At 61.4% G+C, this 13046-nt stretch carries 11 protein-coding genes and 1 pseudogene; 5 read left to right on the forward strand and 7 right to left on the reverse strand.

Annotated features, from left to right (window positions below; translation table 11 throughout):
* The first annotated feature begins 1 nt into the window (after position 1).
* Positions 2-1552 carry an IS66 family transposase gene (tnpC, locus tag ACUN0E_RS32015; RefSeq protein ID WP_445565192.1) on the forward strand — a complete coding sequence of 517 codons (1551 nt, stop codon included), beginning with the start codon at positions 2-4 and terminating at the stop codon, positions 1550-1552.
* A gap of 109 nt (positions 1553-1661) precedes the next feature.
* Here tnpC and ACUN0E_RS32020 read toward each other — a convergent pair whose 3' ends face one another.
* The gene (locus ACUN0E_RS32020; RefSeq protein ID WP_445565191.1) at positions 1662-1832 is read right to left on the reverse strand and encodes a hypothetical protein; all 171 of its coding nucleotides are present in this window, start codon (positions 1830-1832) and stop codon (positions 1662-1664) included.
* 239 nt (positions 1833-2071) lie between these two features.
* Between ACUN0E_RS32020 and ACUN0E_RS32025 the strand changes: the two are divergent.
* Positions 2072-3016: pseudogene (locus tag ACUN0E_RS32025) on the forward strand (IS256 family transposase); the annotation flags it as partial.
* Between the two features lie 132 nt (positions 3017-3148).
* Here ACUN0E_RS32025 and ACUN0E_RS32030 read toward each other — a convergent pair.
* The 4 genes from ACUN0E_RS32030 to ACUN0E_RS32045 all read right to left on the reverse strand — a co-directional run bounded on the left by ACUN0E_RS32030 (position 3149) and on the right by ACUN0E_RS32045 (position 7252).
* On the reverse strand, positions 3149-3967 hold the full coding sequence (locus tag ACUN0E_RS32030) for an ABC transporter permease subunit (protein ID WP_408335808.1): 819 nt from the start codon (positions 3965-3967) through the stop codon (positions 3149-3151).
* The gene (locus ACUN0E_RS32035) at positions 3967-4896 is read right to left on the reverse strand and encodes an ABC transporter permease subunit (protein ID WP_445569085.1); all 930 of its coding nucleotides are present in this window, start codon (positions 4894-4896) and stop codon (positions 3967-3969) included. The genes ACUN0E_RS32030 and ACUN0E_RS32035 overlap by 1 nt, the downstream gene beginning before the upstream one ends.
* A complete protein-coding gene (locus ACUN0E_RS32040; RefSeq protein ID WP_445569086.1) occupies positions 4893-6059 on the reverse strand; it encodes an ABC transporter ATP-binding protein in 1167 nt (388 codons plus the stop codon). The genes ACUN0E_RS32035 and ACUN0E_RS32040 overlap by 4 nt, the downstream gene beginning before the upstream one ends.
* 92 nt (positions 6060-6151) lie before the next feature.
* Positions 6152-7252 carry a polyamine ABC transporter substrate-binding protein gene (locus tag ACUN0E_RS32045; protein ID WP_445569087.1) on the reverse strand — a complete coding sequence of 367 codons (1101 nt, stop codon included), beginning with the start codon at positions 7250-7252 and terminating at the stop codon, positions 6152-6154.
* 509 nt (positions 7253-7761) lie between these two features.
* Here ACUN0E_RS32045 and ACUN0E_RS32050 point away from each other — a divergent pair.
* The 3 genes from ACUN0E_RS32050 to ACUN0E_RS32060 all read left to right on the forward strand — a co-directional run bounded on the left by ACUN0E_RS32050 (position 7762) and on the right by ACUN0E_RS32060 (position 10898).
* The gene (locus ACUN0E_RS32050; protein ID WP_445569088.1) at positions 7762-9066 is read left to right on the forward strand and encodes an Nramp family divalent metal transporter; all 1305 of its coding nucleotides are present in this window, start codon (positions 7762-7764) and stop codon (positions 9064-9066) included.
* Between the two features lie 146 nt (positions 9067-9212).
* Positions 9213-10550 carry a phospholipase A gene (locus tag ACUN0E_RS32055; RefSeq protein ID WP_445569089.1) on the forward strand — a complete coding sequence of 446 codons (1338 nt, stop codon included), beginning with the start codon at positions 9213-9215 and terminating at the stop codon, positions 10548-10550.
* Positions 10551-10694: 144 nt separating this feature from the next.
* Positions 10695-10898 (forward strand): DUF1289 domain-containing protein, encoded by a 204-nt coding sequence (locus ACUN0E_RS32060; RefSeq protein WP_408223405.1) that lies wholly within the window; start codon positions 10695-10697, stop codon positions 10896-10898.
* Positions 10899-11028: 130 nt separating this feature from the next.
* On the opposite strand, the gene ACUN0E_RS32065 is transcribed toward ACUN0E_RS32060, so the two are convergent.
* Together ACUN0E_RS32065 and ACUN0E_RS32070 are read right to left on the reverse strand one after the other, a co-directional pair.
* On the reverse strand, positions 11029-11580 hold the full coding sequence (locus ACUN0E_RS32065) for an OmpW/AlkL family protein (protein ID WP_408336038.1): 552 nt from the start codon (positions 11578-11580) through the stop codon (positions 11029-11031).
* 175 nt (positions 11581-11755) lie between these two features.
* Positions 11756-12946, reverse strand: coding sequence for an NAD(P)H-dependent flavin oxidoreductase (locus ACUN0E_RS32070; RefSeq protein ID WP_445569090.1), 1191 nt, complete (start codon positions 12944-12946; stop codon positions 11756-11758).
* Positions 12947-13046 lie beyond the last annotated feature (100 nt).

Here is a 13046-nt window from a genome sequence, read left to right on the forward strand (position 1 = left end):
CATGTCTGATGCCAGCGACCTTCCTGATGACATCGATGCACTCAAGGCCTTGCTGCTCGAGGCGCGGGCGTCCCTGGCCGAGCGGGATCTGGAAATCGAACGGCTCAAGGCGCAAATCGACAAACTCAAGCGCATGCAGTTCGGCCGCAAGTCCGAGAAACTGGACCGGGAAATTGCGGAACTTGAGACCCGACTGGAGGACCTGACCGGCAGCCGGGGCGTGGCCGAGACGCGCGAAGCGCAGGCCGGCAGCAGCAAGGCGAGCGCGAACCGTGCTTCGCGCGAGGCGCTGCCGGAACACCTGCCGCGCGAGGAGCATGTGCTGGAGCCGGATCCGGTTTGCCCCGAGTGCGGCGGCCAGATGCAACCGCTGGGCGAGGACGTCTCCGAACAGCTTGGCCGCATCGCGGCAGCGTTCACGGTCATCCGTACCATCCGGCGCAAGAAGGTCTGCGCGTGCTGCCGCCGCATCGTGCAGCCGCCTGCGCCGAGCCTGCCGATCGAGCGCGGTATCGCACACCCGAGCCTGCTTGCCGACATTCTCGTGGCCAAATACGCGGATCACCAGCCGCTGTACCGGCAGTCGGTGATTGCGGCACGCGACAAGGTCACGCTGGACCCGGCGAGCATGGGCCGATGGGTCGGCATGTGCGAGTCCCTGGTCGATCCGCTGGTGGAGGCGTTGCGCCGCTATGTGATGGCCGGCACGAAGCTGCATGCGGATGACACGCCGATTCCCGTGCTCGCGCCAGGCAACAAAAAGACCCGAACCGGACGGCTGTGGGTCTATGTGCGCGATGATAGTCGGGCTGGCTCGAAGGAATCCCCCGCGGCATGGTTTGCCTACTCGCCCAACCGGCGCGGGGAGCATCCCCAGCGCCATCTGGCCGACTTCAGCGGCATCCTGCAAGCGGACGCTTACGCCGGCTTCGACGAGCTGTTCAAGGATGGCTCGATTCGCGAAGCGGCGTGTCATGCGCACGCGCGACGCAAACTCTACGACATTCACGTACGCACGCCATCAGAGACGACCACCGAGGCGCTCAGATGCATTGGCGAGCTCTATGGTATCGAGGCCGGCATCCGCGGTAAGCTGCCAGCGGAGCGACTGCGTGTGCGGCAGGCGCAGGCCAGACCCTTGCTCGAAAACTATGGCATGTGGCTCAGGGCAAAGCTCAAGACGTTGTCGGCCAAGTCGGACACAGCCAAAGCGATCAACTACTCGCTCAACCAGTGGGATGCGTTGACGCTGTATTGCGACGACGGCACGGTGGAGATAGACAACAACATCGCCGAAAATGCGCTGCGTTGTGTGGCCCTGGGTCGAAAGAACTTCCTCTTTGCCGGCTCCGACAGCGGCGGCGAGCGGGCGGCGGCGATGTACTCGTTGATCGCGTCGTGCAAACTCAATGGCATCGACCCGCGCGCTTACCTGTGCCACGTGCTGACCTGTATTGCCGATCATCCAATCAACCGCGTCGACGAATTGCTGCCCTGGCGCGTTGCCGCAGACCTGCAAAATCCACCCCAACCTGCGGTTCCGACCGGTTGAACAACAGCGGTGGACAGCACGCCCCGATCGCCCGGAGCGGCTCACACGCGCTGAGCCGGTAGCCGACTGCACCTGGGACACCGGTCCGTTACCCGGTAACGCTGAAGGGCTACCGTGGCACCTGGAAGTAGGTATCCCATTCTGCGGAGTCCGGATCGAGCCTGCGCACGATCGCCGCGTCCGCCCGCACTGCCAGCCGCTCCAGCATCTCACGTTTCGTTACCGAGTAACGGCGTGCCAGCCGTGCGAGCGCGAGATCGGCTTCAGTGGTCACCCACATATCAAGCCGCCGCTCCCCGTTGCCATCGTTTCCAGCTGTCGCCCGCCTTGCCCGGAAGGCGGCCTGCCGCTCCGCTGTTGTTTGCGCCATCGGTTTCCCCTCGTCGTTGTTACCCGGTAACGATATGTCTGAACTCGTTACCGGGTAACGCAAAATACCCAAAGGAGATAGCATGTCCCGCTTCACATCGCGTTGTCCAGGAAAAACCGAACGGTCCAGGCGAGGCGCTTACGGGTGCGTTCGAGCCGAAGCTGGTGAGTCGTCATCAGACGCGCTGGTCGGGCTTTGACGACAAGATCATCTCGCTATATGCCCGCGGCCTGAGCGTGCGGGAGATTCAGGGGCATCTGGAAGAAATGTACGGTACCGAGGTGTCGCCCACGCTCATCTCGGCCGTAACAGACGCGGTGAGCGAGGATGTGAAGGCCTGGCAAGCCCGCCCGCTCGACGCGCTTTACCCCATCGTTTATCTCGACTGCATCCACGTCAAGGTGCGCGACAGCGGTGCTGTACGGACCAAGGCGGTCTATCTCGCCATCGGCGTGAACATGGACGGCCACAAGGAAGTCCTGGGGCTGTGGATCGCCCAGACCGAGGGCGCGAAGTTCTGGCTGCAGGTGGTGACCGAGCTGAAAACGCGCGGCGTGCAGGACATTTTTATTGCCTGTGTCGATGGGCTCAAGGGCTTCCCCGAAGCCATCGAAGCAGTCTATCCGAAGGCAGCAGTTCAACTGTGCATCGTGCATATGGTGCGCAACAGTCTGAACTTCGTGTCCTGGAAGGTGCAGCGCGAGGTCGCCGCCGACCTGAAGACGATCTACACTTCATCGACGGTCGAGCTGGCCGAGCAGAAGCTGAGTGCCTTCGAAGCCACGTGGGACAAGGACTATCCGTCCATCGGGCAGAGCTGGCGGCGCAACTGGGCACGCGTCATTCCGTTCTTCGACTATCCGCCGGAGATCCGGAAGGTGATCTACACCACCAATGCCATCGAATCGATCAACATGAGCCTGCGCAAGGTGATCAAAACCCGCAGTTCGTTCCCGACCGACGAGGCCGTGACCAAGCTGTTTTACCTGGCACTTAACAACATCAGCAAGAAGTGGTCGATGCCGATCCGGGACTGGAAGGCAGCCCTGAACCGCTTCACTATCCAGTTCGAAGACCGCCTGTTACCGGGTTAAATCAATACCCGTTTACACAAAATTCCGGACACCCTCCGCCGAGCAGGCAAACAACCCAAGAAAAGCCCAACGCCACAGACAAACAGACAAACAGACAAACAGACAAACAAGCGCCACGCGGCAAAAAAACACCTACACCGCCATCACAGCCCTCTTCCTCTCTGCCCGCTGCATAAAATAATTAGCAACCACAACACCAACAGTAACAACAGCAATAAAAAGCGTAGCCAACGCATTCATCTCAGGATTCAACCCAAGCCGAACGCGAGAGAAAACAACCAGCGGCAGCGTAGTCGACCCAGGTCCTGACAAAAACGCCGACAAAACCAGATCGTCGATCGACAAGGTAAACGACAACAGCCACCCAGAAACCAGAGCCTGCGAAATCAACGGCAACGTAATGAAGAAAAACACCCTAAGCGGCGTAGCCCCAAGATCAAGCGCGGCTTCCTCAAGCGAAGGATGCAACTCCTTCACACGTGACTGCACGATGATGGCCACGTAAGAAATACACAACATCACGTGCCCGATCCAGATCGTGAAAATGCCACGCCCGGCGGGCCATCCCAACCACTTGGCCATTTCGATGAACAACAGCAGCAACGAGATCCCCTGAATCACCTCGGGAATCACCAGCGGCGCATTGATCATCCCGGTGTAGAGGGTAAAACCACGAAACCGCCCCATGCGGGCCAAAACAAACCCGGCCCATGTACCGATAATCACCGAAGCAAACGCCGTCAGCAACGCCACGCGCAACGACAACCACGCAGCCGCGATCAACTCATCGTCCTGCAACAACGCCGCATACCAGCGTGTAGAAAACCGCGTCCATACTGTGACCAGCTGCGATTCGTTGAACGAATACACAATCAGACTCACGATCGGAATGTAGAGAAACAGAAACCCGATCCCCAAGGCAATGAACTGCAAAATCCGGTTCGGCTTCATCAGTGCCTTTCCTCCATCGCCTTCGCCTGCGCGTACTGGAAAAACGCCATCGGCACCAATAACAACAACACCATCGCGCACGTCACGGCAGACGCCATCGGCCAATCGGCATTGTCGAAGAACTCATTCCACATCACGCGGCCAATCATCAGCGTGTTCGCGCCACCCAGCAATTCCGGAATCACATACTCGCCTACCGCCGGAATGAACACCAGCAAACAACCGGCAATGATGCCGTTCTTCGACAGCGGCAAGGTGATCTGCCAAAACGCCCGCCACGGCTTCGCGCCAAGGTCGTAAGCGGCTTCCAGCAACGTCATGTCCATCTTCACCAGATGCGCATACAGCGGCATCACGAGGAACGGCAGATACGAATACACCATGCCGATATACACCGCGGCATTCGTGTGATAAAGCTCGATCGGCGTATGGATCAGCCCGATCGACATCAGGAAGTTGTTCAGCAAACCATTGTTCTTCAGGATGCCGATCCATGCATACACGCGAATCAGAAACGACGTCCAGAACGGCAGCATCACAGCCATCATCAGCAGATTGCGGCTCGCCGGATTCGATCGCGCAATGTAGTACGCCATCGGATAACCGATCAGCAAACACAGCAACGTGGAGATGCCCGCGACCACCACCGAATTCACATAAGTCGCGAAGTACAGGCTGTCGGTCAACAGAAACGCGTAATGCGACAGGTCCAGCGCGACGTGAATCACACCATCTGTGTACGTGGTGAGTTCCGTATAGGGCGGAATGCCAAGCTGCAAATCCGCGAAGCTGATCTTCACGACCAGCAGGAACGGCACGAGGAAAAACAGCAGCAGCCAGATGAACGGCCCGGCCACCACCGCAGTGCGGCCGGTCAGGTTGAAACGGCGCACCGGCCACGACGCGAGAGAACTGATCGAGCGCTTCATGAGGTCAGTACCACGCCGGCCGATGCGCTCCAGCGCACATATACTTCGTCGCCCCAGGTGGGCGGATCGATCTCCGTCAACGCCAGGCTCGTTACGTTGGCGATCACCGTTTTGCCGGCGTCGAGCTTCACGTGATACAGCGAATAGCCACCCATGTAAGCGATATTCGTGACGACGCCCTTGCCCCAGTTGTACGCACCTTCAGGCGGCTTGCGCGTGAGCGCGATGCGCTCAGGCCGCACCGAGATCGTCACCGGCATGCCGAGCGGGCCGGTGATGCCGTGGCTCACGTACAGACGCACCGGCAGGTCGGGCGTTTCGATGAACACGTGATCGGGTTCGTCTTCGACGACGTTGCCGTCGAACAGATTGGTCGAGCCGATGAACTCGGCCGAAAAGCGGCTGTTCGGATATTCGTAGACTTCGTGCGGCGTGCCGAGCTGGATGATCTCGCCTTCGCTCATCACCGCGAGGCGGTCCGCCATGGTCATAGCCTCTTCCTGGTCGTGCGTCACCATCATGCAGGTCACGCCGACCCTGTCGAGAATGTTGACCAGTTCGATCTGCGTGCGCTGGCGGATCTGCTTGTCGAGCGCGGACATCGGCTCGTCGAGCAACAACAGCTTCGGCCGCTTGACGAGCGAGCGCGCGAGCGCCACACGCTGCTGCTGGCCGCCGGAGAGCTGATGAGGCTTGCGCTTCGCAAAGCGGCCCATCTGCACGAGATCGAGCGCAGTCTGCACGCGGTCTTTCAGTTCCGCCTTCGGCACGCCTTCCTGCTTCAGGCCGAAGGCGACGTTGGCCTCGACCGTCATGTGCGGAAACAGCGCATACGACTGGAACATCATGTTGACCGGCCGGCGATAAGGCGGCAATTGCGCGAGGTCTTCGCCATCGATCAATATCTTGCCCGACGTGATCGATTCGAGGCCGGCCAGCATACGCAACAAGGTCGATTTACCACAGCCGGAACTGCCGAGCAGCGCGAACAGCTCGCCCTTTTTCACCGACAGGTTGACCCCTTTGACCGCTACGGTCTCGCCGAACTTCTTCACGATGTCGACGATCTGGACGAAATTCGCTCCTGCGGCGTCCGCTTCGACATTCAGGCCCGGGGACGGTACGGCGTCCCCTGCCTGCGCGCCCGACTGATCACTACTCATCACAATGCTTTACTCCGGCGTTTGACGAACAAAGCCCCCGGTGGACACCGAGGGCTTCATGTTGAACCATACCCGTTCACTCTGGCCGCGGATCAGCGGCCGGACTTGAATTCAGTCCACAGCCGAGTTTGCAGCCGCTGGATTTCCGGCGGCAGCGGCTTCAGCAGGAACAGCGTCTTGATGACTTCAGGCGGCGGGTACACGGCCGGATCGTTCGCCACGTCCTTGTCCACATACTTGCGCGCTTCGAGGTTGGCGCTCGGGTAGTAGACGGCGTTGGTAATCGCGGCGTGAACCTGTGGCGTTTCGATGTAGTTGATCCACTCGAGCGCCGCTTCCTTGTTCTTCGCGTCTTTCGGAATCGCCATCACGTCGAACCACACCGGCGCACCGCCCTTCGGAATGTAGTACTCGACCTTGTACGGCTTTTTCGCTTCGGCCGTGCGATGCTTGGCGATCACGACGTCGCCCGACCAGCCGTACGCGAAGCACACGTCGCCGCCAACCAGATCGTTGATGTAGCCCGACGAATTGAACTGCGTGATGTACGGGCGGATCTTCTTCATCATCTCGAGCGCGGCGCGGTAGTCGGCCGGGTTCGTGCTCATCGGATCGCGGCCGATGTAATGCAGCGCGGCGGCGAACATCTGGTCCGGCGCGTCGAGCACGGACACGCCACAGGCTTTCAGCTTCGAAATGTTTTCCGGCTTGAAGAGGACGTCCCAGCTGTCGAGCGGCACGTTCTTGCCGAGGAGCTGCTGCGCCTTGGTGACGTTGTAGCCGAGGCCGGTCGTGCCGTATGCCCAGGGTACCGTGTACTTGTTGCCCGGATCGGCGCCCGCCACGAGGGCCATCAGCGAGGGATCGAGGTACTTCAGGTTCGGCAGCTTCGATTTGTCGAGCGGCGCGAAGATGCCGGCGGCGATCTGCTTGCCGGCGTAATTGCTGGTTGGCACGACGATGTCGTAGCCGGAATTGCCGGTGAGGAGCTTGGCTTGCAGCGTGTCGTCGCTATCGTAGTTGTCGTATTTGACCTGGACGCCCGTCTGCTTGGCGAAGTTCGGAATGGTGTCCTTGGCGATGTAATCGGACCAGTTATATACGTTCAGCTGCGTATCTTTTGCAGCGGCCGTCAACCACGGCGTTGCGCACAAGACCAGCGCCGCCACCTGCCCCACTACCCGTCTTTTCATCCCGTTCTCCGATCCTGACCGGTCCGAGCCGATCGTATTCACTCATGCCGCAGCACACCGCACGCGGCTCCCCTGAAAAACCCGAAAACTACCATTAATTATTGCGTGCACCCAAAAAAACGCCGGGCTGTCGCGCAAACGGTACAGCGTAAGCCGTGCCGCTACAAAATGGGCGCAATTTTAGCGGGTTATCGGCGCCTGTCTACCCGAAAAAAACACCAGTGGCGCTCTCGCTGTTATCCCGTCGTCAGGTTGCGCCGCGCTCACTGCACCCGGGTCGCATCGAGGCGGCAGCCGGAGGTCGTTTTTCGCGAATTTTATGCGGTACGGCTAAGCTTCAATGCGAGCGTAAGCCACCCTTCGCGGCACGGTGCACAATAGCTCTGAAAGACTCGAAGACGGCGCGGCGCGAATCATGCAGGCGTGCATTGGCCTCACTGCGTCGCGTGCCGGGTTCGCTGCGGGCACGTCGCTTGCGGGCGGGCGCAGTCTTAAACCTCCAGGCATCGATGAACACGAATCCGTCCGCGTTGCGACCGAACCGCCGCCGGCGTCTGCCAGGAGGCGGGCCGGCACGCCCGGCACACTGGTTTTCGTTCGTCGGCGCCGGGGCGCTGATCGCGGTCGGCTATATCGACCCGGGCAACTGGGCGACAGCACTCGGCGCCGGCGCGGGCTACGGTTATCAGTTGCTAAGCATCGTGCTGCTGGCGAGCCTGATGGCGATGCTGCTGCAGTGGCTGTCGTCGCGGCTGGGCGTCGTCACCGGCCGAGACCTGGCGCAGGTCTGCCGTGAACGCTCGAGCCGCCGCGTCACCCTCTTCCTGTGGCTGACCAGCGAGGTCGCGATCATTGCGTGCGACGTCGCCGAGGTGGTCGGCAGCGCCGTCGCATTGCAATTGCTGCTCGGTGTGTCGCTGACGGTCGGCGTGCTGATGTCGGCTGTCTGCACCTTCGCGCTGCTGGCGCTCCAGCAGAAAGGCGGCCGCAAGCTCGAGGCGGTGATCGCGGCGCTGATCGGCTTTGTCGGGCTGTGCTTCGTGATCGAGCTGGCGCTGGCGCGGCCCGACTGGCATGCCGCGCTGGCCGGCACCGCGCCGAGCCTCGACCTGCTGCGCAACGTGGGCATGGTGTGGCTGGCGGCGGGCATTGTCGGTGCGACAGTGATGCCGCACAACCTGTATCTGCACTCCGCGCTCGTCAAGCACCATGCGCCGGAAGGCAGCGACGCCGAGATCAAGGCCGCGTTGCACGTTGTGAATCTGGACACCTTCGGCTCGCTGTCATTTGCCTTCGTCATCAACGCGGCGCTGCTAATCGTGGCGGCGGCGGTGTTTTACGCGAGCGGCCATCGCGACGTCACCGATCTCGCCGACGCCCACCGTCTGATCGCGCCGCTCGTCGGCACGCATTGGGCCGGCATCCTGTTTGCGGCGGCGCTGCTCGCATGCGGCCTGAGCGCGACCGTCACGGGCACGCTGGCCGGTCAGGCGGTGATGGAAGGATTTCTGCGCCTGCGCCTGCCGCGCTGGAAACGCGCGCTGCTCACCCGGGCGCTGGCGATCGGGCCGGCGCTCCTTGCGGTGGCACTGTTCGGCCAGCACGGCTCCAATCAACTGCTGGTGGCAAGCCAGGTGGTGCTGAGCCTGCAATTGCCGCTCGCGGTCGTGCCGCTGATCCGCTATACGTCGGACGCCAGCCTGATGCGCGGCTGGCATGTGCGCGGCGTGCCACTCGCGTTGGCGTGGCTCTCGGCTGCGTTCATCGTCATGCTCAACGGCGCGCTGTTGTGGCAGTTGGCGTTCGGTGGATGAGGCGGTTTTCCGGCTGCTCCTTGCATTCAGTTTGCGGATGAAGCCGGTTTGTAAGTATTCTCTGAGTAATTCCCGATAATAAGCGATGCCGCTCGACGCCCCTGCTGGCCGTCTCGCTCGCGCTTCTGCTCTCTGGACGACAGCCCATGCGCTTTCACGCTTCGCTTGCCGGCCTCGCCCCCAACACATCGCCTCAAAGTCGCCACGCCATCCCGCGCATTTCATGCGCCACGCTCCTGTCCACGTTCGTCGCCGTCGCCGCCTTCGCCTCCTTCCCAGGTGAGGCCCGTGCAACGGTCGCGATGCTGCAACCCGCACGCGTCGCTGCGGCTAACGAGCCGTTGCAAATCACGCTGCTCTACTCTGCCGACGACGCCAAGGCGCTCACCATCACCGTCCCGACAACTATCCGCGTAACCGTGAACGGCGCCGAACAGTCGCCGCAGCCGCTCGACCTGCAGCGCGAGCCGGGCGTGCCCGACACGCTGCATCTGCGGCCGGGACAGTTCCGCAAGGTACGTTTCTCAGCGCCCTGGCCGCAGTCGGCACGCGGCGAAGTGCGGATCGATCCGGTGGGCTTCGACGCGTCGCCGGCGCTCGTCGCGATCAATCGCGGGCCGCAACAGGACGCCGTCGCCCAGGCAGAACAGGCGGAAAGCCAGGCAAGCACGCCGGCACAGGCCGCCGAAACGGCCGCGGCAGTCGGCGGTCCAACGGGCGACGCGATGTCGCCTCCCGGCGATTCGCTCTCGACGACCGGACGCGGTGTGCTCTCGCACGTCTCCTACTACGAGCCGATGTACTTCGCTGCCGGCCACAATGGCGACACGAACGCACGGCTGCAATTGAGCCTCAAATACCGCATCCTGATGCCGGACGATCTGCGCTCGAAAGCTTTCCTCGACAACCTGTACTTTGCCTACACGCAGACCTCGATCTGGGATCTGTCCGCCGATTCGCGGCCGTTCCGTGACACCACCTACTCACCGCAGCTGTTCTACTACGTGCCTGACACGGGATGGCACAGCCCGTTTTTCACGCGTATGGGTTTTGCGGCGGGCATCGCGCATGAATCGAACGGCAAGGCGGGCACTGACTCACGCAGCATCAACATGCCCTTTATCCGCCCGACATGGGAATTCGGCGATCTGACGGGCAACCATCTGACCATCTCGCCGAAAATCTATTACTACCTCGGCACGAGCAACAATCCTGATATCGCCGACTATCGGGGCTACGTCGATCTGCTGGTCAAATACGGCAGCCCGGACGGCTGGCAACTCGCGACCACGCTGCGCAAAGGCACCAAACACTGGTACGGCAGCATCGATTCGCAATTCACCTATCCGCTCGCCAGGCTGCTCGGCAGCAAGTGGGGCGGCTATATCTGGGTGGGGTATTTCAACGGCTATGGCGAGGATCTGCTTGACTACAACAACCGGCAACACTGGATGGCGCGGATCGGATACAGCATTGCGCGCTGAGGGAAAGGATTCAGATCGCGGCGAAGTCGGCAACGGATACTGCCAACCGACCATGCATTCGTGCCACGGCAAGCGCAACGCCGAGGCGCGATCGCCGCATCGGTTAACATAGCGGAACTTCGCTTCTCCGCCCCAAGGTTTCCGATGGCTTCGAATCTCCACGATCTTCCTGACAGCCCGTGTATCGGTGTCTGTTCCACGCTTTTCGACGAGGTCTGCAAAGGCTGCGGCCGCACCGCCACCGAAGTGTCCAACTGGGTGTTTCTGAGCGACGAAGAAAAGCGCGCCGTATGGGTACGCATCGAGCAGGACGGCACTGCCATGCGTTTCAGGAACGACAAGCTGTAATCTCACGGCTGCGCGGCCGCGCGTATCGGCCCTGCTGCCGGAAAACCCTTTTCCCTATTGGGATTGCAATAAAAAAACGCCGGACATCCCGGCGTTTTTCGTTGTGAGCGCTGTTTCTCAGGTACGGAATTCAGAACCGCATACCGACACCTAAACCGACCACGACCGGATCGATATTCAGCCGACCGAGCGACTGACCGCCAAGCGAAGCGTCGGTATGCATCCAGATCTTCTTGATGTCCGCGTTGACGAACAGCGACTTGGTCACCTGCACGTCCACACCGGCCTGCAACGCGGGGCCAAAGCTGTGGTTGGTGATCGAAATCGGCTGACCGCCTGCGTTCAGGCCGTTGTTGTAGAACAACGTGTAGTTCAAACCTGCCCCGACGTACGGGCGGATGCGCCCCGCGTGGTTGAAGTGATATTGCAACAGCAGCGTGGGCGGTAACACGTTCACACCACCAAGACTACCGAGACTCGAAGTCAATTGATGGCGCGACGTGCCGAGAATCAGCTCGACGCCGAGGTAATCGCGGATCATGTAGGTCAGATCCAGCTCCGGCACAGTGGCGTTGTTGACGCCCACGTTGAGCGCCGACAGCGACTGGTTGGTCCCCACGTTCGGCATGATGCTGATTGCGCGCAGACGCACCAGTACGTCGCCGGCATGTATGCCGTTCATCGGGTCCTCGCCGGCAGCCTGCGCCTGCGGAGCCAGCGCGCCCGCGCATAGCAGGCACGCGGCGATGGCGGTGGTCCTGATCCTGTTCCTTAACGAGTGCTTCATGTGCTTCCCCGAGTGTTGGTTTGCCTGCGGGGATTGTCGAAGGTCTCGCCAGGCTTCACGTTGACCCGTATCAACCAAGCGAGAACGCCCATCGCCCTGCGACAGCGGGTCGCGTCGCGCCGGTCAGGAGCAGTTCAATCAGATCGTGGACGCTGCGAATCGCCGTGCCGAACGGCAAGGCTTCGCGGCCACGGAAGAACAGGCCGTTGGCCACGTCGCCGCGCAATGCCGCGGCAAGCCGCGTATCGATACAGAAGTGGCCGAACTTCTCCACGCCGTCGCGCCATCCACAGACGCTGAGACATTCAAGCGCGGTCGGACAAACATGTTTGAGCGCGCCGATCTTCTCGCGGATTCTCGTTTCATGACGCAAGTAACGCATTAGCCACGGTGTCTTGACGGCGCGCGCGGGCAACCCTGTCACGCTGACGAATTCGACGATGTCGTCGGGCGTCGCTTCGGCCAGCACGCGCTTGAAGTTGGGATGCGCGTCGCCTTCTTCGGTGACGGCGAACGGCGTGCCGAGTTGCACACCGCCGGCACCGGCGGTCAGTAACGCGCGCACGGCTTCGTGGCTATTGATGCCGCCCGCGACGATCAAGGGCACGTCTTTGCGGCTCAAACCGAGCGACGTGAATACCGCTTCGAGCTCCTCAAGCACACGCAGGAAATCGAAGCGCGGGTCGTGCAGATCGGCGAGGTTGGTTACGCCAAGATGGCCGCCTGCGTGGGCCGGATGTTCGATCACGACGGCGTCGGGCAAACGGCCCTTTTTCATCCATTTCTTCAGCACCAACGCGACGCCGCGGCTATCCGACAGGATCGGGATCAGCGCGATGTCGTGGCTCTGGGTCATGTCAGGCAAATCGAGCGGCAGGCCCGCACCCATGACAATGGCATCGGCGCCGTTTTCGCAGGCGACGCGCACGTAATCTGCTTGCGCGTTGACGGCTTTCATCACATTGACGGCGATCATGCCGCGGCCGTCGCTGAGTACTTTGGCGGCGTGAATTTCACGCGCCAGCGCGGTGAGGTTCGCCTGTTCGAGCGTAGCCCGATCAGGGGACTGCCGGCAGAGTTCGATCAGATCCTGGTGATGATGGCGCAGGTCAATGCTGGCGATAGTGCCGAGTGCGCCCTCGCGGGCGACGCTGCCTGCCAGCCGATGGGCCGAGATGCCGACGCCCATGCCGCCTTGCACGATCGGAAGCAGCGAGCGGCCACGGATAACGAGCGGCGGGAAAGAATGAGAGGTGTGCATTGACGACCCGATGGATAGACTATCGAAACGGTGATAATCGATCGTTGAGCGCAGCTTGGGTTGCTTTGGATCAATGAACCTGTCGACCGGTTTGGTTTTC

It is taken from the genome of Paraburkholderia sp. D1E (assembly GCF_052682275.1).